Origin of the sequence: Prosthecodimorpha staleyi (assembly GCF_018729455.1) — a bacterium.
In the GTDB taxonomy this organism is placed as follows: Bacteria; Pseudomonadota; Alphaproteobacteria; order Rhizobiales; family Ancalomicrobiaceae; genus Prosthecodimorpha; species Prosthecodimorpha staleyi.
On record NZ_JAHHZF010000004.1, the window covers coordinates 365,768 to 391,889 of the forward strand.

Annotated in this window: 23 protein-coding genes; 16 read left to right on the top strand and 7 right to left on the bottom strand. The window is 68.5% G+C overall.

Features of this window, described 5'->3' with window-relative positions; genetic code table 11:
• Positions 1 to 9 precede the first annotated feature (9 nt).
• The 3 genes from KL771_RS10110 to KL771_RS10120 all read left to right on the top strand — a co-directional run bounded on the left by KL771_RS10110 (position 10) and on the right by KL771_RS10120 (position 4,592).
• Positions 10 to 681: a TetR/AcrR family transcriptional regulator gene (locus KL771_RS10110; protein ID WP_261968409.1), complete on the top strand. Its 672-nt coding sequence runs from the start codon at positions 10 to 12 to the stop codon at positions 679 to 681.
• Between the two features lie 56 nt (positions 682 to 737).
• Positions 738 to 2,897, top strand: coding sequence for an acetate--CoA ligase family protein (locus KL771_RS10115; RefSeq protein ID WP_261968410.1), 2,160 nt, complete (start codon positions 738 to 740; stop codon positions 2,895 to 2,897).
• A gap of 99 nt (positions 2,898 to 2,996) precedes the next feature.
• Complete coding sequence (locus tag KL771_RS10120; protein ID WP_261968411.1) at positions 2,997 to 4,592, top strand: acetolactate synthase large subunit; 1,596 nt, start codon at positions 2,997 to 2,999, stop codon at positions 4,590 to 4,592.
• Positions 4,593 to 4,604: 12 nt separating this feature from the next.
• On the opposite strand, the gene KL771_RS10125 is transcribed toward KL771_RS10120, so the two are convergent.
• On the bottom strand, positions 4,605 to 5,516 hold the full coding sequence (locus KL771_RS10125) for a dihydrodipicolinate synthase family protein (RefSeq protein ID WP_261968412.1): 912 nt from the start codon (positions 5,514 to 5,516) through the stop codon (positions 4,605 to 4,607).
• Positions 5,517 to 5,524: 8 nt separating this feature from the next.
• Complete coding sequence (locus KL771_RS10130; RefSeq protein WP_261968413.1) at positions 5,525 to 7,012, bottom strand: aldehyde dehydrogenase; 1,488 nt, start codon at positions 7,010 to 7,012, stop codon at positions 5,525 to 5,527.
• A gap of 101 nt (positions 7,013 to 7,113) precedes the next feature.
• On the opposite strand from KL771_RS10130, the gene KL771_RS10135 reads away from it, so the two are divergent.
• From KL771_RS10135 to KL771_RS10170, 8 genes are all read left to right on the top strand, one after another.
• A complete protein-coding gene (locus KL771_RS10135) occupies positions 7,114 to 7,839 on the top strand; it encodes a cupin domain-containing protein (protein WP_261968414.1) in 726 nt (241 codons plus the stop codon).
• Between the two features lie 174 nt (positions 7,840 to 8,013).
• A complete protein-coding gene (locus tag KL771_RS10140; protein ID WP_261968415.1) occupies positions 8,014 to 8,871 on the top strand; it encodes an ABC transporter permease in 858 nt (285 codons plus the stop codon).
• A complete protein-coding gene (locus KL771_RS10145; protein ID WP_261968416.1) occupies positions 8,868 to 9,674 on the top strand; it encodes an ABC transporter permease in 807 nt (268 codons plus the stop codon). Before KL771_RS10140 ends, KL771_RS10145 begins: the two co-directional genes overlap by 4 nt.
• On the top strand, positions 9,671 to 10,768 hold the full coding sequence (locus tag KL771_RS10150) for an ABC transporter ATP-binding protein (protein ID WP_261968417.1): 1,098 nt from the start codon (positions 9,671 to 9,673) through the stop codon (positions 10,766 to 10,768). Before KL771_RS10145 ends, KL771_RS10150 begins: the two co-directional genes overlap by 4 nt.
• A gap of 59 nt (positions 10,769 to 10,827) precedes the next feature.
• Entirely contained in the window at positions 10,828 to 11,895 is a 1,068-nt protein-coding gene (locus tag KL771_RS10155) for a polyamine ABC transporter substrate-binding protein (RefSeq protein WP_261968418.1), read from the top strand.
• 73 nt (positions 11,896 to 11,968) lie between these two features.
• On the top strand, positions 11,969 to 13,420 hold the full coding sequence (locus KL771_RS10160) for an FAD-binding oxidoreductase (protein WP_261968419.1): 1,452 nt from the start codon (positions 11,969 to 11,971) through the stop codon (positions 13,418 to 13,420).
• Positions 13,421 to 13,424: 4 nt separating this feature from the next.
• Complete coding sequence (locus KL771_RS10165; RefSeq protein WP_261968420.1) at positions 13,425 to 14,597, top strand: alpha-hydroxy acid oxidase; 1,173 nt, start codon at positions 13,425 to 13,427, stop codon at positions 14,595 to 14,597.
• 14 nt (positions 14,598 to 14,611) lie between these two features.
• Positions 14,612 to 15,883 carry an NAD(P)/FAD-dependent oxidoreductase gene (locus tag KL771_RS10170; protein ID WP_261968421.1) on the top strand — a complete coding sequence of 424 codons (1,272 nt, stop codon included), beginning with the start codon at positions 14,612 to 14,614 and terminating at the stop codon, positions 15,881 to 15,883.
• Between the two features lie 66 nt (positions 15,884 to 15,949).
• On the opposite strand, the gene KL771_RS10175 is transcribed toward KL771_RS10170, so the two are convergent.
• On the bottom strand, positions 15,950 to 16,849 hold the full coding sequence (locus tag KL771_RS10175; RefSeq protein WP_261968422.1) for a LysR substrate-binding domain-containing protein: 900 nt from the start codon (positions 16,847 to 16,849) through the stop codon (positions 15,950 to 15,952).
• A gap of 155 nt (positions 16,850 to 17,004) precedes the next feature.
• Between KL771_RS10175 and KL771_RS10180 the strand changes: the two genes are divergently transcribed.
• Together KL771_RS10180 and betC are read left to right on the top strand one after the other, a co-directional pair.
• Positions 17,005 to 17,940 (top strand): choline ABC transporter substrate-binding protein, encoded by a 936-nt coding sequence (locus KL771_RS10180; RefSeq protein ID WP_261968423.1) that lies wholly within the window; start codon positions 17,005 to 17,007, stop codon positions 17,938 to 17,940.
• A gap of 61 nt (positions 17,941 to 18,001) precedes the next feature.
• Entirely contained in the window at positions 18,002 to 19,528 is a 1,527-nt protein-coding gene (gene betC, locus KL771_RS10185; RefSeq protein ID WP_261968424.1) for a choline-sulfatase, read from the top strand.
• Here the strand turns inward: betC and KL771_RS10190 are convergent.
• Positions 19,462 to 20,748: a sigma-54 interaction domain-containing protein gene (locus KL771_RS10190; RefSeq protein WP_261968425.1), complete on the bottom strand. Its 1,287-nt coding sequence runs from the start codon at positions 20,746 to 20,748 to the stop codon at positions 19,462 to 19,464. The two genes, betC and KL771_RS10190, sit on opposite strands and share 67 nt — an antisense overlap.
• 299 nt (positions 20,749 to 21,047) lie before the next feature.
• Here KL771_RS10190 and KL771_RS10195 point away from each other — a divergent pair, with 299 nt between their 5' ends.
• Genes KL771_RS10195 through KL771_RS10205 form a run of 3 tightly spaced genes read left to right on the top strand, consistent with a single transcriptional unit; the run spans position 21,048 to position 23,200 of the window.
• Positions 21,048 to 21,299: a hypothetical protein gene (locus KL771_RS10195; RefSeq protein ID WP_261968426.1), complete on the top strand. Its 252-nt coding sequence runs from the start codon at positions 21,048 to 21,050 to the stop codon at positions 21,297 to 21,299.
• Positions 21,300 to 21,320: 21 nt separating this feature from the next.
• Positions 21,321 to 22,556, top strand: a complete 1,236-nt coding sequence (locus tag KL771_RS10200) for an HlyD family secretion protein (protein WP_261968427.1) — start codon at positions 21,321 to 21,323, stop codon at positions 22,554 to 22,556.
• A complete protein-coding gene (locus tag KL771_RS10205) occupies positions 22,463 to 23,200 on the top strand; it encodes an ATP-binding cassette domain-containing protein (protein ID WP_261968428.1) in 738 nt (245 codons plus the stop codon). The genes KL771_RS10200 and KL771_RS10205 overlap by 94 nt, the downstream gene beginning before the upstream one ends.
• Before the next feature lie 153 nt (positions 23,201 to 23,353).
• Here the strand turns inward: KL771_RS10205 and bchJ are convergent, their stop codons facing one another.
• The 3 genes from bchJ to KL771_RS10220 all read right to left on the bottom strand — a co-directional run bounded on the left by bchJ (position 23,354) and on the right by KL771_RS10220 (position 25,992).
• Complete coding sequence (gene bchJ, locus KL771_RS10210) at positions 23,354 to 23,941, bottom strand: bacteriochlorophyll 4-vinyl reductase (protein WP_261968429.1); 588 nt, start codon at positions 23,939 to 23,941, stop codon at positions 23,354 to 23,356.
• A 2-nt stretch (positions 23,942 to 23,943) separates the two neighbouring features.
• Entirely contained in the window at positions 23,944 to 25,569 is a 1,626-nt protein-coding gene (gene bchE / locus KL771_RS10215; protein WP_261968430.1) for a magnesium-protoporphyrin IX monomethyl ester anaerobic oxidative cyclase, read from the bottom strand.
• Between the two features lie 144 nt (positions 25,570 to 25,713).
• Positions 25,714 to 25,992 (bottom strand): hypothetical protein, encoded by a 279-nt coding sequence (locus KL771_RS10220; protein WP_261968431.1) that lies wholly within the window; start codon positions 25,990 to 25,992, stop codon positions 25,714 to 25,716.
• Positions 25,993 to 26,122 lie beyond the last annotated feature (130 nt).

A 26,122-nucleotide genomic window follows, 5' to 3' on the forward strand; every position in this document is an offset into this window, starting at 1 on the left:
AGGAACAAGATGAAACGGGCGACGAAGCACCGCCAGGCCGGCGAGACGCGACGGACCGAACTGATCGTTGCGACCCTCAAGTCGCTCCGCAAGCACGGCTACCTGAACTCGACGATCAACACGATCGCCGACGAGTCCGGGTTGTCACGCGGGCTGATCAATCACTATTTCGACAATAAAGACGACCTTCTGATCGTCGCCCACAAATACTATCTGCAGAATGTCGACGATTTCTTTCGTCATGTCGTGATCTCGACCAAGAGCGGGCACTTCGGCAAGTTGCTGCACTCCGTCTTCGTGCCGTTCCTGCGCGACACCGGCTATCAGAGGATGCTGATCCACTACATGAGCGCGGCCTTCATCCTGCCGCAGGTGCTCGACATGCACCGGGCGATCTGGGGCCGCTACCGCGCCAACATCCAGCGGCGCATCGCCGCCGCGGCGCGCGAGCGCGGACTGGAAATGGACACCCGCCTCGCCGCCATCACGCTGACCCAGCTCGCCGACGGACTGTGGCTCGGCTGGGTGATGGAGGAGAGCTACACGCAGGAGGACTGCCGGCGGATCCTGCGCCAGTGGCTGTGCGACCAATTCCGCGAAGACCCCGAGAAATACCCGCTCACACCCGATTTCGACCTCGTCAACTTCGAGACCGACGCCCCGCTTCCCGATCCGGAGTGATGCGGAGGCCGTCACCGAAGGCACCGCGGCAAGCGGTCGGACGCCTGGAGAGACACATGCACGATTTCCCCCTGGATGTGGCGGGCGCGCGGATGCGACCGACCCTCCGTCGCAACTTCCGGCGCCTGCTGGCGCCGCAGCGCATGGCCTTCATCGGCGGCACCCAGGTCGAGCGCACGCTGACCACGCTGCGCGACCGTCAGTTCGCCGGCGAGGTTCACGTCGTTCATCCCAAGCGGACGGAGATCGCGGGCTATCGCTGCGTGCCGCGGATCGCCGACATCCCGAACCCGCCCGACGCGGTCTTTCTGGCCGTCAACGCGGATGCCACCATCCGGGCGCTCGACGAACTGCGCCGGATCGATGCCGGCGGCGTCGTCTGCTACGCCTCGGGTTTCGCCGAGATCGGCGAGGCCGGCGCCGAGCGCAACCGGGCCTTCATCCAGGCCTCCGGCGACATGGCCGTGGTCGGGCCGAACTGCTACGGCCTGGTTAACTACGTCAACCACGGCAGCATCTGGCCATCGCCCTTCCCGGTCCTGGAAACGGGACGCGGCGCCGCCGTCATCTCGCAGAGCGGCAACGTCACCGGACACATCGTCTCGAACGGCCGCAGCGTGCCCTATTCCTATCTGATCAGTGCCGGCAACCAGGCGGTGCTCGGCTTCGAGGACTATATCGACGGCCTCGTCGACGACCCCAACGTGACCTGTCTCGGGCTGTTCATGGAGGGCATCAGGGACATCCCCGCCTTTGCCCGGGCCTGCCTGCTGGCCCGCTCGAAGGCCATCCCGGTCATCGTCTGCCGTTCCGGCCGCTCGGACCTGGGCGCCGCCATGGCGGCCAGCCATACCAGCTCGCTCGCCGGCCGTAACGATTTCTACGAGGCGCTGTTCGCGCGGCTCGGTGTGATCGAGACCGACACGGTGCCGCAATTCCTGGAAATGATGAAGATCGCCTCGCTGTCGGCCCCGCTCGGCGGCACGCGCTTGACGGTCTCGTCGAGTTCGGGCGGCGACAACGGGCTGGCGGCGGATTACTGTTCCTTTGCCGGCTTGCATTTGCCGCCGCCGACGGAGGCCGAGGTCGCCGCGATCGAGCCGCTGCTGCCGGAATTCGGCCATGTCTCCAACCCGTTCGACTTCACCGCCGGCAATTGGGGCAACGAGAAGCTGCTGACCCCGATGCTGACCACACTTCTGTCTGGCGATGTCGATGCCGGCATGCTGGTGGTCGACTACGCACCGGCGGGCTCGCCCTATCGGAGCAGCCCCGCGCATGAGGCGATGGATCGCGCGCTGGCCGCGGCCGGAAAGGCGACTGGCAAGCCGGTCTACCATGCCTCGGTCAATACCGGCGGGATCACGCCGGAGGCCAGCCAGCGGATGATCGCCCAAGGCATCGTGCCGCTGCAGGGCCTGCACGATGCCGCGCAGGTGATCGCCCGATGGGCCGCCCATGGCGAGCGGATGCGCCGGGACGCCGCCGAGGGCGCCGCCGCGCTCGACCGTCTGGTGCCCCATGCGGTGCCGGCGCTCACCGGTGCGCCGCGGACCGTCAACGAGGCGGACTCCAAGCGCCGCCTCGCCGCCCACGGTCTCCCGGTCCCCGACGGCCGCGTCCTGTCGCGCGCCGAGCTTGCCGAACTGCCGGAAGAGGCGGTCGCCGCGCCGATGGCGCTCAAGGCCCTGCATGACGACCTGCCGCATAAGACGGAGGCCGGCGGCGTCGCGCTCAACCTGCGCGGCCGGGCCGAAATCCTGGCCGCGGCCGACAGGATGAGCGACAGCGTCGCCCGCCACGCACCCGCGATCCGGCTCGAACGGTTTCTCCTGGAGCCGATGCAGGCGCCGCCGCTCGCCGAACTGATCGTCGGCGTCAAGCGCGACCCGCTGTTCGGCATGGTGCTGGTCATCGGTGCCGGCGGCATCCTGGTCGAACTGATCAAGGATGCCGTCCCGCTGCTGCTGCCGGTCGGACGGGAGGATGTCGAGAAGGCCTTACGGGGCCTCAAGTGCTTCCCCCTGCTCGACGGGTTCCGCGGCCGGCCGGCCGCCGACCTTACGGCGGTCGTCGACGCCGTCATGGCCATCGCGGCCTATGCCGGCGCAAATCTCGACAGTCTGGTCGAACTGGACGTGAACCCGCTGATGGTCGGGCCGTCCGGCGCCGTGGCGGTCGACGCGCTGATCGTCGAAGTGCCGAGGCCGGACTGAGCCGATGCTGCGGATGCCGTCGGCGGAGCGCCGCAGCCGGGCGTAGGCCGCAGGGCCGTCGGAGCCATCACGGCAGGAACCAAGCGAGGAGACAAGGCCATGGCACAGGACCAGACCGGTCAGCCGCAAACCGGGGCCGAAGCGCTCGTCCACACCCTGATCGCAGGTGGGGTCGACACCTGCTTCGCCAATCCCGGTACCAGCGAGATGCATTTCGTCGCCGCGCTGGATCGCATCCCGGGCATCCGCTGCGTGCTCGGCCTGCAGGAGAATGTCGTGACCGGGATGGCCGACGGCTATTTCCGGGTGACAGGCCGGCCCGCCGCGACGCTACTGCATTGCGGCCCGGGCTATGCGAACGGCATCGCCAACCTGCACAACGCGCGCCGGGCCGGCAGTGGCATCGTCAACATCGTCGGCGACCATGCGGTGGCGCATGTCGCCCACGACAGCCCGTTGACGGCGGATGTCGACGCGCTGGTCGGCGCGACCGCCGAATGGCACGCCTTCTCGACCGCGCCCGAGCGGATCGGCATCGACGCGGCCCGGGCGATCGAGGCGGCCGGCGACGGCTACGGCCAGGTCGCCGCGCTGGTGCTGCCGGCCGACATTTCCTGGAGCGCCGGCGGCGTCTCCGCCCGCCCAGCAGTACCGCGGCCGCCGCGCGTGCCTGATCCCGCCATGATCGGCCGAACCGCGCGCGCCCTGCGTTCGGGGCGCCGGGCGGTGATCATCCTCGGCACGCCGGCGGTGGCGGCCGACCTGCATCCGCTCCTCGCCGGGCTGGCGGCGGCGACCGGCGCGACGCTGATGGGCAGTTCGACCATCGCCCGCCAGCCGCGCGGCCGCGGCCGTCTGGTCCTGCCGGCGGTGCCCTACCCGGTCGACGACGCGATCGCGCGGCTCGACCCGTTCGATGTGGTCGTGCTGGTCAACTGTCCGCCGCCGATCGGCTTCTTCCTCTATCCCGGCCGGCGCAGCCTGCTGCATCGGCCCGATGCCGACGTACTCGTGCTGTCGCGCGCGGACCAGGATGCGGCGGCGGCGCTTCATGCGCTGGCGTCCGAACTCGGCGTCGCGCCCTTGCCGGTGCCGGCGCCGCCCGCCGCGCCCGTCCCGGAACTGTCCGGCCCGATCACCCCGGCGGGCTTCGCCGCGGTGGTTGCCGAGGCCCTGCCGGCCGAGGCGATCGTGGTCAACGAGGCGATCACGCTGGGCGGCGGCTTCGCGGCGGTCATGCCCCATGCCGCGCCCTGCGATTGGCTGACGGTGACCGGCGGCGCGATCGGCGGCGGCCTGCCCCTGGCGACCGGTGCGGCGATCGGCGCGCGTGCGGATGGACGGTCCGACCGCCGGGTCGTGACCCTGCAGGCGGACGGCTCGGCCGCCTATACGATCCAGGCACTCTGGACGCAGGCGCGCGAAAGCCTGCCGGTGACCACCCTGCTCCTGAACAACCGCGCCTATGCGATCCTGCTCGGCGAATATGCCAAGGTGGGCGCAGAACCCGGCCCGACCGCACGCGACATGATGAGCCTCGACCGGCCGGCGATCGACTGGTCGGCCATCGCCCGCGGCTTCGGCGTCGCCGCCGAGGCGGTGGCGACGCTGGAAGATCTCGCGGCGGCGCTGAAACGCGCTCTCTCCCACCCCGGGCCGATGCTTGTGGACGTCCGGTTTCCGCAGGAGGGATGAGAAACGGCCCGGCTATGCCCCGGCGCCGATCAGCGTTCCGTCCGCGACGAGCGCATCGATCGCCGCGGCCAACCGGTGTTCCGCAGCCTGCGACAGGTCCGTGACCGGCGGCAGGGACGCGCCGATCGGCAGCCCGATCATCGCGAAGGCGCGGCGGACGCCTTCGGGAAACTGCTCGGCGAACAGGGCGTCCATCAGTGGATGCAGCTTGCGCTGCAGGGCCAGCGCCTCCGGCACGCGACCGGCCTCGACGAGACGCAAGATCTCCGCCCAACGGCCCGGTACCAACGCGGCGGATGTCAGGACGCCGCCCTTCGCGCCCAGCATGGCCTGTTCGACGAACAGCGTGTCCTGGCCGGACAGGAGGCAGAAGCGATCGCTGACCCGGTCGGCGACCTGGGCGAAATGGTAGAGGTCGGTGTTCGACGCCTTCATGCCGACGATCAGGCCTTCCGCCTCCATCCTGGCGATCGTGTCGGGTGCGGTCACCAGATGGGTGCGGAACGGATTGTCGTAGTAGAGCACGGGCAGCTTCAGTTCCGGCGCCAGGGCGCGGAAATAGCGCAGCACGCCCTCCTGGTCGGGGCGGGCGTAGTAGGGCGCGATCACCATCAGGCCGTCCGCCCCGGCCTCGCGGCAGAGGCGCGCAGTGTCGACGGCGCCGCCAAGACCGGGGTCGAGCACGCCGCCGATGATCGGCACGCGGCCGGCCGCGGCCGAGACGGTGATCTCCATGATGCGCCGCCGCGTGGCGAGATCGAAGGAGGTCGCCTCGCCGGTGCCGCCGAGCGGGACGAGGCCCGAGACGCCCCGGGCGATCTGGAATTCGACGATGCGGCCGAGACCATCCTCGTCGAGCGAACCGTCGGCCGCGAGCGGCGTCGGAAAGGCCGGAATGAGGCCGCGAAACATCAGTTCTGCCATGGGCGGCCTCACTTGCCGAGATGGATCCAGGTCGCCTTCAGCTCGGTATATTTCTCCAGAGCGTGCAGCGACTTGTCCCGTCCGAAGCCGGACTGCTTGAAGCCGCCGAAAGGCGAGGAGATATCGCCGTGGTCGAAGCAGTTGACCCAGACGACGCCGGCGCGGAGCGCCGAGGACGCCTTGAATGCCTTGTTGATGTCGCGCGTCCAGACCGCAGCAGCGAGGCCGTAGGTGGTGTCGTTGCCGATCCGGATCGCGTCGTCGATGTCTTTCGCGGCAATCGTCGCCAGCACCGGGCCGAAAATCTCTTCGCGCGCGATGGTCATGTCGTTGGTCACGTCGTCGAACAGGGTCGTCTCGATGAAGCAGCCCGGCGCGGCCACGCGCTTGCCGCCGAGCCTGAGCGTGGCGCCTTCGGCAAGACCCTTCTCGATGTAGCCCATCACCCGCTCGGTCTGGCGCGCGTCGACCATGGCGCCCATCTCGGTTGCGGCATCAAGCGGGTCACCGACCTTGATGGCGCTGCCGACTTCGATCACCTTTTCGACGATCCGGTCCTTGATCGAGGCTTCGACGATCAGGCGCGAGCCGGCGTTGCAGACCTCGCCCTGATTGTAGAAAATACCCCAGGCTGCGGCCGTTGCGGCCTCGTCGAGATCGGGCGCGTCGGCCAGGATGATGTTCGGGCTCTTGCCGCCGCATTCCAGGCCGACCCGCTTCATGTTGGACTGGCCGGAATATTGAAGGAAATACTTGCCGACCTCGGTCGAGCCGGTAAACGCAACGGCATCGACATCCATGTGCAGACCGAGCGCTCGGCCGGCCGTTTCGCCGAAGCCGGGCAGCACGTTGAAGACGCCGTCCGGGATGCCGGCCTCGCTGGCCAGGGCGCCGAGCCGGATCGCCGTCAGCGACGACTGCTCCGCCGGCTTCAGGATGACCGAATTGCCGGCGGCCAGGATCGGACCGATCTTCCAGGCGGCCATCAGGAGCGGGAAGTTCCACGGCACGACGGCCGCCACCACGCCGAGCGGCTCGCGGCGGATCAGCGAAATCGCGGTCGGCGCGGTCGGAGCGACCTCGTCGTAGATCTTGTCGATTGCCTCGGCATACCAATCGATGCACTGCGCTGAGAGCGGCAGGTCGACCGCGAGGCTGTCGCGGATCGGCTTGCCCATGTCCAGCGTCTCCAGCAGCGCCAGCTCCTCGGTGTGGCGCGCAATCAGATCCGCGAAGGCCTTCAACCGCTTCTTGCGCTCGCGCGGCGCCATCCGGGACCAGACGCCCGACACGAACGCCGCCCGCGCGACCGCAACCGCATGATCGACATCCGCCTGGTCGCAGGCCGCCACCGCGACCAGAACCTCACCGGTCGCCGGGTTGACGCATTCGAAGGTCTCGCCGGACCGGGACGAAACGTAGCGGCCGCCGACGAAGGCCTGGCCGTTGAGGGTGAGCGCGGCGGCCCGTTGGCGCCAGTCGATCGGAGCGGACATGTGGACGGTTCCCGGAAAGGATGGCCGAAGCCGGACGCGGAATATGATAGGCTGTTCGCCAGAGGGGCACCACTCGAATTTTTGGATTTCTGAAAAATGAATTGGCAGTCCGGCGCCGCAACGCTATCCTCCCCGACTGTGCAAGCTGGCCCGACGGGGCGGCTTCGTGGCCGGACGACTTCGGATTTACCAACCTCATGGCGCCCATGACGATCCCCGACACCGCCGCCCGCATGTCTCCCGCGACACCCAATCCGGACGAGGAATCGCTGAAACTGGGTCAGCGCATTCGCGATCTGAGGTTGAAGGCCGGCATGACGCTGGCCGATCTCGGCAAGGCCACCGGCGTTTCGATCGGGACGCTATCCCAGCTCGAACGCGGCCTGGTCTCGCCGACCGTGCGCACGGTCTATACCGTCGCCAACGCCCTCGGGGTGATGCCGGCCTGGTTGATCGACCCATCCCAAATGCCTGTTCCGAGTGCTGAAAGTCGCTATATCGTCAGGGCCGGACAGCGATCCCGCCTGCTCGACCTCAACGGCATCCGCAAGGACATCGCCTCTCCGGCGGCGAGCGACCGGTTGCGCGGCTTCTTCATGGTCATCCAGCCCGGGTGCAACTCCGGCGCGCAACCCTATTCGCACAAGGGCGAGGAGATCGGCTTCCTGCTGGCCGGTTCGCTCGAGCTGCAGATCGACGGCGAGACCTTCAGCCTGAACGAAGGCGACTGCTTCGCCTTCTCCAGCCAGAAGCCGCACTCCTTCGCCAATGCCGGCCCCCGACCGGCCACCGTATTCTGGGTGAATGCGGACATTCCTCCGGCCTAATTTCAGAATTTTGAAATCCCGCATTGCGCTTCGAAAATCGCTCTGCCATATTTCGGCAGGACATCCCCGGGCCTTCCCCGACGAACCGGCAGATGCCAGGGCCGGGCGGATCCCGGCGCCGACCGGCGATCCTGGCAGGTCGCCCAGACCCGATTTTCGAAGGACGCGCCGACCGTGGCCTCATCCACTTCAGCATCGGATCTCGGTCCCGGTACGGCGCTCCTGCTGCTCGCCCCGCTGACCGTGCTGATGGCGGCGATCCTGCTCTATCCGCTGGGCGTGATCGTCTGGACGAGCGTCAACAATGGCGGCTTCACGCTGTCCGCCTATGCGGACCTCGCCCAGAGCACGCTGTTCCTGAAGGTCCTGCGCAACACCTTCGAGATCGCGATCGGCGGCACGCTGATGAGCCTCGTCATCGGCTACCCGGTCGCCATGCATCTCGCGGCCCAGCCCCCGACCCGGCGCACGGCCTACCTGATCATGGTCATGCTGCCCTTCTGGACCAGCATCCTCGTCAAGAGCTTCGCTCTGGTGGCGGTGTTCGGCAACCAGGGACTCGTCAACCAACTGCTCGGATTCCTGAGCGGCGGCGCCATCAAGCTGCCGATGATGTTCAACCGCGTCGGCGTCATCCTCGGCATGCTGAACTTCCTGCTGCCGTTCATGATTCTGTCGATCCTCGGCAGCCTGCTTTCGATCGACCGGCGCCTGATCCTGGCCGCCGAGACCATGGGGGCCGGACCGCTGCGCATCTTCTGGCGCATCACCCTGCCGCTTTCCATGCCGGGCATGATCGCCGGCATCCTGATCAACGTCACCCTGTCGATCGGCATGTACATCACGCCGGCCCTGCTCGGCGGGCGTCAGGACATGATGGTGGCCAACCTGGTCGACTTCTACACGCGCCAGACGCTCGATTGGACCGCCGCCTCGGCCAGCGCCGTCGTGCTGCTTGTGCTGTCCGGCCTGCTCGTCGCCCTGCTTGGCCGCGTGCGCGGCGCGGCCGGCCTTTCGGGAGCCGGAGCATGAACGAGTTGTTCGGATCGAGCCGCTCGGCGCGCATTATCACCGCGACGCTCGCCTGGCTATGCTATCTCTTCCTGCTGGTGCCGAGCCTGATCGTCATCCCGATCTCGTTCGGCAATCCCGGCCAGATCGAATTTCCGCCGCGCCAGCTGACGCTCGACCTCTACCGCCAGTTCTTCACCGATCCGGCCTGGTGGGGCTCGATGGTGCAGAGCCTGCTCGTCGCCGTGGTGACCACGCTTCTGTCGCTGCTGCTCTCGGTTCCGGCCGCCTATGCGTTGGCGCGCTCGCATCTGCCCGGGCGCGGCGGCCTGCAGGGGCTGTTCATGATGCCGATGCTGGTCCCGGTGATCGTGCTCGGCCTCGGTCTCTATCTGCAATTCTCGAGCTGGGGCCTGCTCGACACCACGGCCGGCATCGTCCTTGCCCATATCATGCTGACCACGCCCTACATCATGGTCTCGGTGCTGTCCGGCCTGAAGCATTCGGACATCGCCCTGGAAACGGTTGCGGCGATCATGGGCGCGTCGCGCGTCACGATCTTCTTCCGGGTCGTGCTGCCGCAGTTGAAAGCCGCGATCGCGGTCGGCGCGCTGTTCGCCTTCCTGATGTCGCTCGACGAGGTCGTGGTCGCCTATTTTCTCACCGGCACGCAGGCCATGACGCTGCCGGTGAAAATGTTCAGTTCCATCCGCTGGGAGCTGACGCCGGTGCTGGCCGCCGTCTCCACCCTGCTCACCGTGCTGTCGCTGCTGATTGCGCTCGGCATCATCGCCCTGCAGCGCAAGACCGAGGCCTCGTCATGACCGTCACCACCGCTCCGGCCATGGTCGAACTGCAGGGCGTGAGCAAGCGCTACGCCGATGTCGACGCCCTCCACCCGGTCGACCTGACCATCGCCAAGGGCGAGTTCGTCACTCTGCTCGGCCCCTCCGGCTCGGGCAAGTCGACGCTGCTCAACCTGATCGCCGGCATGGTCGCGCCGAGTTCCGGGCGCATCGTGATCGACGGGCGCGACGCCACCACGCTGCCGACCAACCGGCGCGGCCTCGGCATGGTGTTCCAGAACTATGCCCTGATGCCGCACATGACGGTGTTCGAGAACATCGCGTTCCCGCTGCAGGTCCGGAGGGTGCCGAGGGCCGAAATCAAACGCCGCGTCGGCGCGGTGCTCGACCTGATCCAACTCGGCCATGTTGCCAAACGCAGGCCGCGGGAACTGTCCGGCGGCCAGCAGCAGCGCATCTCGCTGGCCCGCTGCATTGTCTACAATCCGGCCCTGATCCTGATGGACGAGCCGCTCGGCGCGCTCGACAAGAAGCTGCGCGAGCAGATGCAGCTGGAGATCAAGCGGCTGCATGCCGAACTCGGCATCACCATGCTGTATGTGACGCACGACCAGGACGAAGCGCTGACCATGTCGGACCGCATCGTCCTGATGAACGGGGGTCGCATCGAGCAGCAGGGAACGCCGGACACGCTCTATTTCCGTCCTGAAACGGTCTTCTCGGCCGAATTCATCGGCAGTTCCAACCTCCTGGCGGGAACGTTCGATGCCGGTCCGGACGGCGGGGCGGTGCTCAGGACGGCGCTCGGGACCTTCCCGGTTCCCGCTCCCGATCGGCCGATCGAACGCGGGGCGAAGGCCGTGCTGCTGTTGCGGCCCGAGAACATGACCCTCCTGCGCGGCGGCGACACGGTCCATGTCACCGGCCGGATCGAGGATTCGATTCTGCTCGGCGGCGTCGTCCGGCATTTCGTCCGCTGCGCCGACGGTTCGACGATCATCGTCCAGGAATTGAACCAGCCCGGTCGCGTCGATGCCGAACGCGGCCACGAGGTCGCGGCCGGCTGGCTGCCCCAGCACGGCCGGCTCCTGCCGGCACCGCCCGCCGGGTGATCCCTGCGGGCGGGCCCCGACTGCCGATCCCATCCCGATATCCGGAGAGGACTGCTGCCATGACCATGATGACGTTTTCGACTTCGCGCCGCGGCCTGCTGCGCGGCGGTTCGGCCGGCCTCCTCGGCCTGATCGCCGCGCCGGCGGTCTTCACCGGCCGTTCGGCCGCCGCCGACACCACGCTGACGGTCACGTCCTGGGGCGGCGACTACAACAAGTCGGTGCGCGAGGTCTTCGCCGATCCCTTCACGGCGGAGACCGGCATCAAGGTGACGCTGGTCGACAACGGCGACATGGCCAAGGTCAAGGCGCAGGTGCTGGGCAATGCGGTGCAATGGGACGTGATCGACGCTCCCGCCGCCTTCGCCACCTCGGGTGCCCGCGACAAGCTCTGGGAACCGCTCGACATGGCGATCATCAAGCCGAGCGCACTGGTTTCGCAGCCGGCACCCGACTACATGCCGATGTATCTCTACAGCGGCGGCCTCTTGTGGGATGCGAAGCGCACCCCGGACGGCAAGCATCCGGTCGATTTCGCCGGCTTCTACGATTTCGAGCGCTTCCCCGGCCGGCGGGTCATGCGTTCGCTCGCCTCCGAAACGCTCGAAGTGGCGCTCGTCGCCGACGGCGTCGCGCCCAAGGACCTCTATCCGCTCGATGTCGAGCGCGCCTTCCGGGCCCTCGACCGGATGAAGAAGCACGTCACCAAATGGGCGGCGACCACCCCCGACCAGGTCAACGCGGTGGTCCAGAACGAGGGCGACTTCTCCTACAGCTACTTCAATCGCGTGAAGTCCGCCCAGAAGTCCGGCGCCGCACTGGCCTTCTCGTTCGAGCAGACGGTGAACTCGCTCGATTATTTCGCCGTCCCGAAGGGCACGAAGAATAAGGAAGCGGCGATGCGCTTCATCGACTTCTGCCTGCGCGCCGACCGCCAGGTTGCCTGGGCGGTGCGCGGCTACTATCTGCCGAACAATGTTGCGGCCATCGACGAGGTGCGCAAATCGCCGTCGGGCGACTTCCTGCCGGATCTCAACAACGGCAAGAACGTCGTCGTCAACTCGGCCTGGTGGGGTGAGAACTACACCGCCATGCAGAAGCGCTATGCCGAGTGGATGCTCACCTGATCGCATCCGGCGACCTGCCCCGGGACATCCGGGGCAGGATCCCCTTCACCCGTCTCCATCCCGGTCCCGTCTCATGCCCTCCGAAGCCGTTACGTCCGAAGCCCTTCTGGCCGAACTGAAGTCGATCGTCGGAGAGCGCTACGTGCTGACGGATCCGGTCGACACGGGCGGATTCCTGACCGATCACCGGGCGCGCTACCATGGCAGCGCGCTCGCCGTGGTGCGGCCGGGCTCGACCGCGGAGGTCGCGCAACTGGCCAGGACCTGCGCGGCTGCCGGCACGGCGATCGTGCCCCAGGGCGGCAATACCGGGTTGTGCGGCGGCGCGACGCCTCTGGAACCGCGCCCGACCATCGTCGTCCGGCTCGACCGGATGAACCGCATCCGGGCGATCTCGCCGGCAGAGGAGACCATCACGGTCGAGGCCGGCTGCATCCTGCAGGCCATTCAGGGCCAGGCGGCGGCGCATGGGCTTCTGTTCCCGCTCAGCCTCGGCGCGGAGGGCAGTTGCCAGATCGGCGGCAACATTTCGACCAATGCCGGCGGCATCGCGGTCCTGCGCTACGGCAACATGCGCCAGCTGGTGCTCGGCCTCGAAGTCGTGCTGGCCGACGGCACCGTCCTCGACGGCCTGCGCCGGCTGCGCAAGGACAATGCCGGCTACGATCTGAAGCAGCTGTTCATCGGCGCGGAAGGCACGCTCGGCATCGTCACGGCCGCGGTCCTGAAGCTCTTCCCGGCGATCCGTACCCGCTCCATCGCGCTGATGCAGGTCGCCTCGGTCGAGGACGCGCTGGCTCTGTTCGCCCGGGCCCGCGCGGTGTTCGGCGAACGCATCTCGAGCTTCGAGATCATCGGCTCGTCCTACATGGACTTCGTGCTGCGCTACGTCGCCGGCACGGTCATGCCCTTCGCCGCCAAGGCGCCCTGGTACCTGCTGCTGGAAGCCGGGGATTCGCAGCCGGACGCACCGCTCGCCGCCGCCATGGAGGGCTTCCTGGCGGAGGCCTTCGAGGCCGGCCTCGTCTCCGATGCGATCATCGCCGCCAGCCTCGCCCAGGAGGAGGCCATCTGGAAGCTGCGCCACGGTGTCACCGGCGAATTCAAGCTGGCCGGCAAGACCATGTCGCACGACACGTCCGTGCCGGTCGCCGAGCAGCCGGACTTCGTCAAGCGCGTCGAGGCCGGGATTCTCGCCGCCTATCCGGATGCCAACGTGATGATGGTCGGCCATATCGGCGACGGCAACATCCACGTCGTGGTCCTGTTCCCGCACGAGCGCTTCGCCACCGCGGACGATTTCGAGGCCGCCTCCGACGCCATCGACATGATCATCGATGATGTCGCCATGGAGCTCGGCGGCTCGATCACGGCCGAGCACGGCGTCGGGCGGACCTATCGCAAGCGCCTGGCGCGCACCAAGAATCCGGACGAACTGGCCCTGATGCGCCAGATCAAGGCCCTTCTCGACCCGGACAACCGGATGAATCCCGGCAAGCTGTTCCTGCCGGCGACCGAAGCCTGACGCCATGCCGACCGGCGCCCTGAACATCGACGATCTGCGCGCCCTGGCTCGGCGGCGCCTCCCGCGCGGCATCTTCGACTATGTCGACCGCGGCGCCGAGGACGAAGTCGGCATCGCCCGTCTGCGCCGCGCCTTCGACGATCTCGTCTTTCATCCCCGCATCCTGGTCGATGTCGGCAACCGCGATCTCTCCACCACGCTGTTCGGTCGGCAGCAGGCCTTGCCGCTGGTGATCGCCCCGACCGCGGCCGCCGGCCTGGTGCATTTCCGAGGCGAGATCGAACTGGCCCGTGCGGCCGCCGCCGCGGGCATACCCTTCACCATCGCCACCGGCTCGATCACCGAGATGGAGCGGATCCGCGCCGCCAGTTCCGGCGAACTGTGGTTCCAGCTCTATATGTGGCACGAGCGGCCGTTGTCCTTTCATCTCGTCGATCGGGCCCGGGCGGCCGGGATCGAAACGCTGGTGCTGACCGTCGATACGCCGGCCCTGCCGATCCGCGAATACAATACGCGCAATGGCTACGAGGTGCCGATCCGGGCCACCCTGCGCGGCGGCATCGACATGCTGCTGCATCCCAGATGGGTGTTCGGCATGCTCTTGCGCACCATCCTGACCGAGGGTGTGCCGACATACCGCCACTATCCGGAGGGTTTCCGCTCGAAGATCACCCGCAAGGCGACCTGGGAGCAGGTCCGCCTCGCCGATACGCTCGGTTGGGACGACCTCCGGGACCTGCGCCGCCGCTGGCCGGGCCGGTTGATCCTGAAGGGCATTCTGCGGCCGGACGATGCCGTTCGGGCCGTGGCGGCCGGGGTCGACGGCATCGTCGTCTCCAGCCATGGCGCCCGCAATCTCGATGCGGCGGTGCCGCCGATGCAGGTCCTGCCGGGGATCGCCGAGGCCGTCGCCGGCCGGGCGACGCTGCTCGCCGACAGCGGGGTGCGTCGCGGCGCCGATGTCCTCAAGCTGATGGCACTCGGGGCCGACGCGGTCATGATCGGCCGCGCGCCCCTTTACGGCCTCTCGGCGGCCGGCATGGCCGGCGCGCATCAGGCGCTCGACATCCTCCGCCGCGAAATGGACGCCACCCTCGGTCTCATCGGTTGCCGAAGCCCGGCCGATCTCGACGCCAGCCTTGTGACCCGCGCCGCCCACACGGCCGCCGGCTCCTGAACAAGACCAAGACCATGCTGCAGCCCCTGCCCCCGAATATCTACCAGCTCGACGCGCCGCCCGCCCCGGCCGCGCCGCCGCTCGACGGGTCCTGCCGCGCTTCGGTGGCGGTGATCGGCGGCGGGATCGTCGGACTTGCGACGGCCCTGCATCTGGCGGAAGCCGGGACCGACGTGGTCGTCCTGGAGGCACAGGAACCAGGCTGGGGAGCGTCGGGGAACAATGGCGGGCAGGTCAATCCGGGCCTGAAGTTCGATCCCGACGCGGTCGAGGCGGTCTGGGGAGCCGAGCGTGGCCGGCGCATGGTCGAATTCGCCTGGGACAGCCCGAACCGGACCTTCGCGCTGATCGAGCGCCTCGGCATCGACTGCGAGGCGCATCGCGGCGGGACATTGCGGGTCGCGCGCGGCGCCAAGGCACGAGTGGGCGTCGAGACGACGGCGCGCCAGTGCATGTCCCGGTCGATGCCGGTCGACTATCTGGACGCCGCCGCAACCGCCCTGCGGACCGGAACACCGGCCTATCACGGTGCCATGCTCGATCGCCGCGGCGGCAATCTCAATCCGCTCGCCTATTCCCGCGGTCTCGCCAGGGCGGCGATCGCCGCGGGGGCCCGGATCCATGGTGCCACTCCGGCGACGGCCGTCCGGCGCAAGGCCGGCGGGTGGGACATCGCCACGCCGCGCGGGACCGTGACGGCCGAAAAGATCCTTATCGCCACCAACGGCTTCACCGACGACCTCTGGCCGGGCCTGCGGCAGACGATCGTGCCGGTCTACAGCGCCATCGCGGCGACGGAACCGCTCGGGGAGCGGGCCCGAGAGATCATGGCCGACCGACCGAGCGTCTATGAGAGCGGCCGGATCACCGTCTATTACCGGCTCGACGCCCGGGGACGGCTTCTGATGGGCGGCCGCGGCCCGATGACGCCGATCGCCTCGGCCGACGCCATCGGCTATCTGACCGACGCGGCTGCGAAGCTGTGGCCGGAACTCGGACGCTTGCGCTGGACACACGGCTGGAACAGCCGCCTTGCGGTGACCAAGGACCACTGGCCCCATGTCCACGAACCGGCCGAGGGCCTGCTGGCCTATCTCGGCTGCAACGGTCGCGGGGTCGCGCTCGGCACGGCCCTCGCCGAACAGCTCGCCGCCCGCCTGCGCCTCGGATCCGAAATCGACCTTCCGATCGTCCCGCCGAAACCGATCGCCTTTCACGGCTTCTGGCCGCTCGGCGTCGTCGCCGCGGTCTGGCACGGCCGCATCATGGACCGTCTGGGCTTGTGACGCCGGGGACGGCCGCCCGAGCCGTCGAGCGACCGGCCCGGCGATCGATTTCGGCGACCGCGCCCATCACGAAACGGTTCCGGCTTCCCGCACCATCCAGTCCGCCAAGGCTGCGGCCGGCGCCGAAAGGCTCGCCGCGGGCACCATCCAGTAGCCGCTCTGCGGACGGACGATGGGCGGTCCGACCGCCACCAGCGTGCCGGCCGCCAGCGCATCGCCGATCAGGCAGGTCCAGCCGAGCGCGATGCCCTGATCGGCCATCGCGGCCTGCACGACCAGCCCGTAGGTGCTGAGGCTGAGATCGGCGGGGCCGGGGCGGCGTTCGATCGCCATGGCGGCAAGCCAATCGCGCCAGATGAACCAACGCGGTCGCGGCGTGCTGTCGAGATGCAGGAACGGCAACCCGGCGATCCCGTCCCCGGCGGGGGACAGCCCATGCCGCGCCGCAAATGCGGGGCTGCAGACCGGCACCACCTCTTCCTCGAAGAGCTGGACCGCGGTGGGTCCGAAATCGGCGCGCGCGCCGAACAGGATCGACAGGTCGACCGCATCGGCCTGGCCGGGATCGAGCGATGCCGACGCAACGATATGCACGTCCGCTTCAGGCCAAGCCTTCCTGAAGGCGGCGACACGCGGCATCAGCCAGAGCGACGCGAAACCGTAGTCGGTGAACAGTCGGACCACCGACTGGCTCTGCAGGTTGCGGATTTCCCGGGCTGCACCCTGCAACTGGGCGATCGCGACGCCGACGGCCCGGTACATGGCCGCGCCGGCGGGCGTCAGGCTGCTGCCCCGGTGCTGGCGGACGATCAGCGCCGTTCCGACCTGCGCCTCGAGCGCGCGCACGACATAGCTGACCGCCGGCTGGCTCAGCCCGAGTTCGCCGGCGGCCGCGGTGAGGCTGCCGAGCCGGCCGACCGCCTCGAAGACGCGCATCCAGCCCAGATCCAGCGGACAGTCAGCCATAAAGCCACTCTATGCCAATCATTCAAATTCGGCCTCTGCACAGCATAGGCTATTTGGCTGTTTGATGTCTCTCCGAGCAAGACGCCGCCCAGAGCGAACGGGCCGATCGTCCTGCCGCACGATCCCGCAGCACGAGCGACACCCGAGGTGATCCGATGAAGCGCTTCCTCCTCGCCGCGGCCGTTTCGGTTCTGGCCGGCCTGCCCGCGACCGCGGCCGACGACCCGGCCTGCAAGCCCGTCCGCATGTCGGATCCGGGCTGGACCGACATCACCTCGACCAACGCCATCGCGTCGACGCTTCTCAAGGCGCTCGGCTATGAGCCCGACGTGAAGACGCTCTCCGTGCCGATCGGCTATCAGGCCATGAAGAACGGCGAACTCGACGTGTTTCTCGGCAACTGGATGCCGGCGCAACAGCGCTTCATCGATGATCTCACGGCCGCCAAGGCCGTCGAGGTGGTGGGGACCAACCTTGCCGGTGCCAAGTTCACGCTCGCGGTGCCGAACTACGTCGCCGAGGCCGGAGTCAAGGACTTCAAGGACCTGGCCGCGCATGCCGAAAAGTTCGGCAGCGAGATCTACGGCATCGAGTCCGGCGCGCCCGCCAATCAGAACATTCAGAAGATGATCAATGCCGGCAGTTTCGGTCTCACCGGCTGGAAGCTGGTGGAATCCGGCGAGCAGGCGATGCTGTCGCAGGTGAAGCGTTCGGAAGGCCGCAAGAAGTGGGTCGTGTTCCTGGCCTGGGCGCCGCATCCCATGAACGACGCCTTCAAGCTGACCTATCTGAGCGGCGGCGACGAGTATTTCGGCCCGAACTACGGCGGCGCCGAAGTGCGCACCCTGGCCCGCACCGGCTGGACCGCCAAGTGCCCGAATGCCGCTGCCTTCTTCAAGAACCTGAAGTTCGATCTGGCCACCGAGAACGCCATGATGGGAAAGATCCTGGATCAGGGGCAGGAGGCCGGACAGGCGGCGCGCGCCTGGATCAAGGAGCATCCGGACGCGCTCGGCCCCTGGCTCGCCGGCGTCACCACGCTTGACGGCCGCCCCGGTCTGCCGGCCGTCAAGGCGGCTCTCGGATTGTGAACGCCGCGCCGCCGCCGGCTGCCGGACCGGCGGCGGCGCGACCCCGGTCAGGACGAACCCGATGTCTGCCGCCAAGCCCCGCCCGAATCTCCTTGTCATCATGGTCGACCAGCTCAACGGAACCTTGTTTCCGGATGGGCCGGCCGACTTCCTGCATGCCCCGCATCTGAAGGCCCTCGCGGCCCGGTCGACCCGGTTCGCCCATGCCTATACGGCGAGCCCGCTTTGCGCGCCGGCACGCGCCGCCTTCATGTCGGGTCAGTTGCCGAGCCGTACCGGCGTCTACGACAATGCAGCCGAATTCGCTTCCGACGTGCCGACCTTCGCCCATCACCTGCGGCGGGCGGGGTATCACACAGTACTGTCCGGCAAGATGCATTTCGTCGGGCCCGACCAACTGCACGGCTTCGAGGAGCGGCTGACGACCGACATCTACCCCGCCGACTTCGGCTGGACGCCCGACTATCGCCGACCGGGCGAGCGGATCGACTGGTGGTACCACAATCTCGGCTCGGTCACCGGCGCCGGCGTGGCCGAGATCACCAACCAGCTCGAATATGACGACGAGGTCGCCTACCATGCCGGGCGCAAGCTCTACGACCTGTCGCGCCGGCAGGACGGCCGGCCTTGGTGCCTGACCGTCAGCTTCACGCATCCGCACGACCCCTACGTGGCACGGCGCCGTTTCTGGGATCTCTATGCCGATTGCCCGGCGCTCGATCCCGTCGTCGCGCCGATCCCCTTCGAAGACCAGGATGCGCATTCCCAGCGGTTGATGCTGGCGAGCGACCATGCCGCCAGCACCATCACGCCGGAGGATGTGCGGCGCGCGCGGCGCGCCTATTTCGCCAACATCTCCTATGTCGACGAGAAGATCGGCGAGCTCCTCGACATCCTCGATCGGGGCCGGATGGCCGACAACACGATCGTCCTGTTCGTGTCCGATCACGGCGATATGCTCGGAGAGCGCGGTCTCTGGTTCAAGATGAACTTCTTCGAGGGCTCGGCGCGAGTCCCGCTGATGATCGCAGCGGCCGGGCTCGCTCCCGGCCGGATCGACACGCCGGTCTCGACACTCGACGTGGTACCGACCCTTGCTGCCCTGGCCGGGATCGATCTCGACGAACTGCGCCCCTGGACGGATGGCGAGTCTCTGGTCGGGCTCGCCTCCGGCACGGCCGCGCGCGGGCCGGTGCCGATGGAATATGCCGCGGAGGGCTCGATCGCGCCGCTGGTCGCCCTGCGCGACGGCCCGTGGAAACTCGTGCTGTGCGCGGCCGATCCGCCGCTTCTGACCAATCTCGCCGAGGATCCCGACGAGACCGTCAATCGCGCTGCCGATCCGGGATGCGCCGGCATCCTGGCCGACCTCGCCGGCCGCATGGCCGCGCGCTGGGATCTCGACAGGTTCGACGCCCAGGTACGCGCCAGTCAGGCCCGCCGGCACGTCGTCTACGGCGCGCTGCGCAACGGCGCCTATTTCCCGTGGGACTACCAGCCGCTGCAGCGCGCCTCCGAGCGCTACATGCGCAACCACATGGACCTCAACGTCCTGGAGGAAAAGCAGCGCTTCCCGCGCGGCGAATGACCTCGCCCCAATCGCCCCTCGGTCGGCGAAACCGGCACGATGAGCCGGGCGGCGGCGACAGGTCCCGTGTGATCGAGGACCGATCCGAGCCGCCGGCGGCGCCGAAAGCCTGATCCGGGTGGACCGCAAGGACGGGCGCGACCGGGGTATGAGAAGCGGCGTCGGGCGGCAGATCGGAACGACCCGGTCTGCCTTGAAACCCCGATCGGCCATCCGGCGACACGCCCCGGCCAAGACCGGTACCGGCGCCGAGTGCCGAGGGTCAGAAGTCCCGGCGGCCAGACGAAATCGGATCGGCGCAGAGCGAACTTGTCCATGCGGTACCGCAGCGTATCGCGCGAGACCCCGAGGCGGCGCGCCGCGAGCGTCACGTTGCCACCCTGCTGCCGCAACGCCTCCACGATCAGCGTGCGCTCCGCATCGACCAGCCCGATCGCATCGGCCGGCTGTCGGCCCGCCGGCGCGATCAGCGGCGCCGGCTCGCGCAGCGCCAGGTCGGCATCCTCGATCTGGTCGCGGGCGCGCATCAGGCTGGCCTGCTCGATGACATTGCGCAATTCGCGGATATTGCCGGGCCAGACGTGGCGCAAGAGCGCCCGGCGCGCGCCGTCCGACAGACGCAATCCCGCGCGGCCGTAGCGCCGGCCGAACTCGGCCATGAAGGTCTCGGCGATCGGGATGACGTCGTCGCCACGGGTGCGCAGCGGCGGCACGTCGAGTGTGATCGTGTTCAGCCGATAGAACAGATCCGAGCGGAACTCGCCCTGGCGGACCCGATCCTCAAGAGCCGCATTCGTGGCGGCGACGAAGCGCACGTTGATCGGTCGGTCTCGGACGCCGCCGACGGGCCGGATGACGCGCTCTTCCAGCGCCTTGAGCAGCTTGGCCTGCTGCGACGGCGGCAGTTCGCCGACTTCGTCGAGGAACAGGGTGCCGCCGTCGGCCGCCTGAAACAGCCCGATCTTGCGGTCGCCCGCGCCCGTGAACGCGCCGCGCTCGTGCCCGAACAGTTCAGATTCGACAAGCTGCTCGGGCAGGGTCGCACAATTGACCTCGATGAAGGGCTGGGTCGCCCGGGAACCGTCGAAATGTAATGCACGGGCAACCAGTTCCTTGCCGGTGCCGGTCTCGCCCAGGATCAGGACCGGCAGGCCAGGCTGGGTGGCTGCCGTGTCGCCGCTGCGCTCGGCCTGGATCAGAAACCGGATGCGTTGCTTCAATTGCAGAACCGGTGGTGACTGGCCGACGATCCGGTCGAGCCCGCTGCGGGTCCTCGTGGCACGTTCAGTGCTGTTGTCCGGCCGGCAATGCGCCGGCCGAATTCCATGGTTGCGGCGTTCCTTGGGCCGCTCCGATCTCGATGCCCTCCCGGCTGGTCGAAAGACCGATCCCGAAGAGGTCCGCCAGGTCGTCGAGCAGATACGGCAGCCGCGGCCGCTCGCCCCCCTGCAGGCGGTTGTGGATGCCGACGTCGGCCGAGGCGAAGGCGCGTGCCGGAGCGGCCCGACCGAGACGGTCGTTGACGCGGTCCTGCGCCGCCGCGGAGGGCGGTCGCAGCCGCATCCTGGAAGCCGACATCGCGCTTCAACTCGCCCGCGACGGCGAAAAGCGCGTTGCCAAGCTGAGTGCCAGCGGCAGCGCCTCGACGGTCGAGGCCAGTCGGACGGCGGCCGATGCGCTCAGGCTCGCGGCTGTCCGGGATGGCCTCGTGGCGGAGACCTGGCGGACCGAGATCGCCGCGCGCATGCGGTCGGCCGAGCGCAACGCGTAGATCGAGGGACTGCTGCAAGCGGTGGCCGGCTTCGAGGGCGAGATCGCCGCCAGCCGCAGCGCGGCACGGCGCCTCGCAGCGGCGATCGAGACCCATCGGGTGCGCGCGCCCGTCTTCGGGCGGATCGGCGATGCCCTGCCCCTGTCGCGCGGCGCCTACGTGGCGGAGGGGCAGCGCGTCGCCACGATCATACCCGAGGGCGGCCTGATCGCTGTCGGGGAGTTCGACCCTGCCGCCACGGTTGGCCGTATCCGGGCCGGCCAGCATGCAGTGGTTCGTCTCGACGGCTTTCCGTGGACCCGTTTCGGGACCGCGCCGGCCACTGTCACGAGGGTCGCCAGCGAGGTGCGCGACGGCCGCGTCCGGGCTCCCCTCGGCGACCTCGACGATGTGCTGCTGGCCTTCGGTTCCGCGCTTGTGCGCACCGAGCTCGACGGCCGCCCGGCCCTGTTCGCCCTCGTCGGCAGGCGCGGGCTGCACCTTCGCCTGATCGCGCCGGATTTCCGCGAGGTCCGGGTGCCGGTTGCCCGTATGCGGGACCTGATTGCCGGCCACCTGGAACGGACGGCAGCCGGTCAGGTCGATCGGGTCATCGAACGGGTCGGCATCCCTGCGGAACGGCGCGGAATTGTGCGCCGCGCGATGCTGCGCGAACGCTTGGGATCGGTTCCGATTGCCGGCCTGTGGACGCTGCGGCTTCCGCCCGAAGCGTCGTTGCATCGCCATCTCGCCGACGCCCATGCCTATCGCCGGCTGGCCCTGACCGTCCTACTGCTCGCCTCGGTCTTCAGCCTGGAGATTCTCGGGTGGATCCTGATCGGCTCCGCGGTTCTCGAGGGCCAACTCAATCTCGGCTGGCTTGCCGCCTGGACGCTGTTGATGCTCACCATGGTGCCGGCGCGGGCCGTCGGCGAGTGGATCGCCGGAACGCTGTCGATCGACCTGGCCGCGTTCCTGAAAGGCCGGCTGCTCGCCGGCGCGCTGCGTTTCGATGTCGATGCCGTCCGCCGCGAGGGTGCCGGCCAGTTGCTCGGCCGGGTGATCGAGGGGCAGGCCTTCGAGGCGGTCGCCATCGGCGGCGGGCTGGCGACCCTGACGGGATCGTCGAGATCGGGCTGGCCTTCTGGGTCCTGGCCAAGGGCGCGGGCGGCGGTCTCGAGTTCATGCTCCTCACCGGTTGGCTCGTCGTGGCGGGCGTCCTGGCGCTGCGGTCCTGGAACCGTCAGGCCGAATGGACCGCCAATCGTCTCGCCCTGACCGGCAACCTGGTCGAGCGCATGGTCGGCCATCGAACGGCGCTGGCGCAGGAGCAGGCCGGGCGGCGCGACAGGCACGACGACCACGCCGCCAACCACTACCTCGCCATGTCGTCGCGCATGGATGCCGCCGGCGGCAGGCTTCTGGCCCTGATACCGGGCGGCTGGCTGCCGGTCGGTCTTGCCGGCCTGCGCCGGCCTCACGCCGGTCTGGTCACGATCGATGGTCTCGATCAGGCGACGCTCGGCGACGGCTGGCGGCGCCTTGCGACCGAAGCGCCGCAGTTTCATGAGAATCACATTCTGACCGGCAGTCTCGCATTCAACCTGTTGATGGGGCGGACCTGGCCGGCGCAGCCGGCGGATCTCGCCGCTGCCGAGGCGCTGTGCCGCGAGCACGGGCTCGGGCTCGGCGAGCTCATCGACCGGATGCCGGCGGGCTTGATGCAGCCCGTCGGCGAGACCGCATGGCAGCTGTCGCAGGGTGAGAAGAGCCGTGTCCATCTCGCGCGTGCGCTGCTCCAGGGCGCGCCGCTGACCGTGCTGGACGAGAGCTTTGCGGCCCTCGATCCCGACAATCTCGAAAGCTGTCTGGCCGCGATCGACCGCAACGCCGGTGCCGTGCTGCTGATCGCCCACCCCTGATCGCCCGCTGCGCCCGCCCGCCGCCGGACGGGCGGATCGCAGGTTCGGATCGATCCAGCGGCAATGCGCGCCCGGTTTCTGGACCGACGCACTCGGCTCGAACGGAGATCGGCCTGGTCGACCCGTCCTCGGCCGCACTAAGACGTTGGCGGCTCATTGGCCGCGCCGGATCCTGAAGCGGCAGATATGGGAGCCGCTTGCCGCCGCACAGTCGGTCTCGACGCAGCGGCAGGTCCGGTCGACCAGGGTGGCGTAGAGATGCCCGAACACGGCGGCGTTCCAGGCGCAAAGCGGCGTCGCCGCAGTCTCGCCGCGGATCAGCGGATTGTCGCGGATCTCGAAGGTCCAGGGATCCACGACCCGGAATTCCCCCGTCCCTGCGAAGGTCCAGGCGTGGCCGGCGATCGCGCGAGCCAGAAGCCGGGCCGAGAGCGGCGCCGGCAGGGCCTTCAGCAGCATTTGCGCCGGCTTCGGGATGCGATGGGCGAGGATGTAGTCCGCCGTGCCGCGCCCGGCCTCGGCGGCCATGCCGGCGGCCTGTCGGGGCATCAGGCGGCGCAACGCCCGGTGCAGGCCGGCCGCCTCGGTCTCCGGGATCATCCGGGTCCCGTCCGGGGTCCCCGCAAGACCGGCGGCCGCCAGCATCCGCCGCGTCCCCTCCGGCCCGTCCTGCCGGTCGATCACCGGCAGAAGCTGCAGGATGGCGTTGGGCCCGATCCGGTCCCGGCGCGCGGGCGTCATGGTCAGGCCTGTTCGAGCTGCCGATCGCCGCCGCCGCAGGCCCGGACCTCGGCCCGATCCTTCATCTGCGACCGAACGGCCTCCCGCCGCTCGGCTGCCCGCGCGGCGCGGTCGGCGGCGGCATCCCAGTCGTCGAGCTGCGCCTCGGCCAGCGTCCGCGTCTCGTCGAAATGGAAGTCGACGGTCTTCTTGGTCTGCGGCCCCCAATAGCCCGCCTTGCCGAGATCGTAGAAGGTCCGCTGGAAGCCGGCCTTCAGGAAGGCATAGAGGCAGCCGAGCAGATAGCGGCGGCGGAACCCCGTACCGCGCCAGGGATAGTGGAACAGGGCCTTCTTCATGTAGAAGCGGCGGTAGTTGTTCATCACCCCGTCGAGCAGCTCGCCGCGCTCCATCGCCGCCGGCTTCATGATCGGTGTGACGAAGTTGTACTTGCTGAAGTCGAACACCTCGACCTGGTCCTTGATCTCTTGGAACAGCGGGGTGAACGGCCAGGGCGTATACATCGACCAGTTGGCCAGATCCGGCTGCCAGTCCCAGGCCATCCGGTAGGTTTCCTCGAGCGTCTCGGGGGTCTCGTTGTCGAGCCCGACGATGAACTGCGCCTCGACCAGGATGTCGGCCTCACGCAGCAACCGGATCGCCGTCCGGTTCTCGTCGACCTTGGTCTCCTTGTTGAAGGTGTCGAGCTTCATCTGCGCCGCCGCCTCGGTGCCAAGGCTGACATGGACGAGGCCGGCGCTGCGATAGAATTTCAGCTCCTCGCGGTCGCGATAGATGTCCGTGACCCGCGTGTTGATGCCCCATTTGACCCGGCGCGGCAGGTCGCGCGCGATCAGTTCCTGGCAGAAGGCGACGAACTTCTTCTTGTTGATGGTCGGTTCCTCGTCGGCCAGGATGAAGAAGCCGACGCCGTGATTGACGACCAGATCCTCGATCTCATCGACCACGTCCTTCGGATCGCGCACCCGGTAGTCACGCCAGAATTTCCATTGCGAACAGAACGAACAGGTGAACGGGCAGCCGCGCGCCAGATTGGGGATCGCCACGCGGGTGCCGAGCGGGATGTAGATGTATTTCTCCCACTCCAGAATCGACCAGTCCGGCTTGATCTTGGACAGATCCTTGACGGTGCTCGCCGCCGGGGTCGCCACGATCTCGTCGCCGTCGCGGAAGGCGAGACCCTTGATGGCACGCCGGTCGGCAGGCCAGCGGCCGTCGCGGATGGCGCTCATCAGTTCGGTGCAGATCTCCTCGCCCTCGCCGCGGACGATGACATCGACCCACGGCGCCTCGCTCAGCACCTGCTTGTACATGAAGGTGGCGTGCACGCCGCCGAGGACCCGGACCGCGGCCGGCACGACCTCCGCGGCGATCTTCAGCACGCCCTCGGCCTTGTAGATCGACGGCGTGATCGCCGTGACGCCGACGGCATCCGGTGCCAGCCGCGCGATCCGCCGCGCCAGCTCCTCGTCGGCGATGTCGTCGGTCATCGCATCGATGAAATGGATGTCGTCGAAGCCGGCCTGGCGCAGATGGCCGGTCAGGTAGGCGACCCAGGCGGGCGACCAGGTTCCGGCGATCTCGGCCCCGCCCGAATGGTAGTTGGGATGGACGAAAAGGATCCGCATGGCCTGCCTCCCGGGTGTCATTTAAGATTGACATTTGATGCGTCAATTCAATTTGACACCAATCAAACACGGGTCGGGCCGGGCGCCTAGTACCGTCCATTGCGGACCTCCGGAGTCTCCGAGGCCGCCTTCCATGGTGGCGTTTCAGCCGTCCCGGCGCCGCCAGCGCAGGACCACCTCGCCGAGATGGGCGGCGAGGGCGAGGATCAGGCCGCCGGCGACCATGGCAGGGCCGGCACCGGTCAGGGCGGCCCTCAGCGCCAGGAGCAGCCCGGCGCCGGCGCCGGCATTGAACAGGATCGCGGCGACGCCCGGCCCGCGGCCAAGGCGCCGGCCGAGCCACAGCGACACGAGGGTTTCGAGGAGAAGGGCGGCGAGCGCCAGATCGGCCATGCGGCCGCCGGCGAACAGACTGTCGAGCATGCCCGCTCCTTCGGAGTTTCAATCGCCGCGGTTCGGCGCCCAGAGGTCGGCGCCCCGAGAGACGTCGCGCGCGGCGGCGTCATCGTCGGGCGGAGGCACGTCGCGCCCGCCACGGGCCGCCGTCGAGATT

Coding starts and splice junctions, on each gene's coding strand:
- bchJ (WP_261968429.1), bottom strand. CDS start 23,941: ATGACGCCCGCGCGCCGGGACCGGATCGGGCCCAACGCCATCCTGCAG.
- KL771_RS10170 (WP_261968421.1), top strand. CDS start 14,612: ATGCTGCAGCCCCTGCCCCCGAATATCTACCAGCTCGACGCGCCGCCC.
- KL771_RS10155 (WP_261968418.1), top strand. CDS start 10,828: ATGACCATGATGACGTTTTCGACTTCGCGCCGCGGCCTGCTGCGCGGC.
- KL771_RS10160 (WP_261968419.1), top strand. CDS start 11,969: ATGCCCTCCGAAGCCGTTACGTCCGAAGCCCTTCTGGCCGAACTGAAG.
- KL771_RS10220 (WP_261968431.1), bottom strand. CDS start 25,992: ATGCTCGACAGTCTGTTCGCCGGCGGCCGCATGGCCGATCTGGCGCTC.
- KL771_RS10130 (WP_261968413.1), bottom strand. CDS start 7,012: ATGTCCGCTCCGATCGACTGGCGCCAACGGGCCGCCGCGCTCACCCTC.
- KL771_RS10110 (WP_261968409.1), top strand. CDS start 10: ATGAAACGGGCGACGAAGCACCGCCAGGCCGGCGAGACGCGACGGACC.
- KL771_RS10145 (WP_261968416.1), top strand. CDS start 8,868: ATGAACGAGTTGTTCGGATCGAGCCGCTCGGCGCGCATTATCACCGCG.
- KL771_RS10165 (WP_261968420.1), top strand. CDS start 13,425: ATGCCGACCGGCGCCCTGAACATCGACGATCTGCGCGCCCTGGCTCGG.
- betC (WP_261968424.1), top strand. CDS start 18,002: ATGTCTGCCGCCAAGCCCCGCCCGAATCTCCTTGTCATCATGGTCGAC.
- KL771_RS10125 (WP_261968412.1), bottom strand. CDS start 5,516: ATGGCAGAACTGATGTTTCGCGGCCTCATTCCGGCCTTTCCGACGCCG.
- KL771_RS10120 (WP_261968411.1), top strand. CDS start 2,997: ATGGCACAGGACCAGACCGGTCAGCCGCAAACCGGGGCCGAAGCGCTC.
- KL771_RS10175 (WP_261968422.1), bottom strand. CDS start 16,849: ATGGCTGACTGTCCGCTGGATCTGGGCTGGATGCGCGTCTTCGAGGCG.
- KL771_RS10180 (WP_261968423.1), top strand. CDS start 17,005: ATGAAGCGCTTCCTCCTCGCCGCGGCCGTTTCGGTTCTGGCCGGCCTG.
- KL771_RS10205 (WP_261968428.1), top strand. CDS start 22,463: ATGCTCCTCACCGGTTGGCTCGTCGTGGCGGGCGTCCTGGCGCTGCGG.
- KL771_RS10150 (WP_261968417.1), top strand. CDS start 9,671: ATGACCGTCACCACCGCTCCGGCCATGGTCGAACTGCAGGGCGTGAGC.
- bchE (WP_261968430.1), bottom strand. CDS start 25,569: ATGCGGATCCTTTTCGTCCATCCCAACTACCATTCGGGCGGGGCCGAG.
- KL771_RS10115 (WP_261968410.1), top strand. CDS start 738: ATGCACGATTTCCCCCTGGATGTGGCGGGCGCGCGGATGCGACCGACC.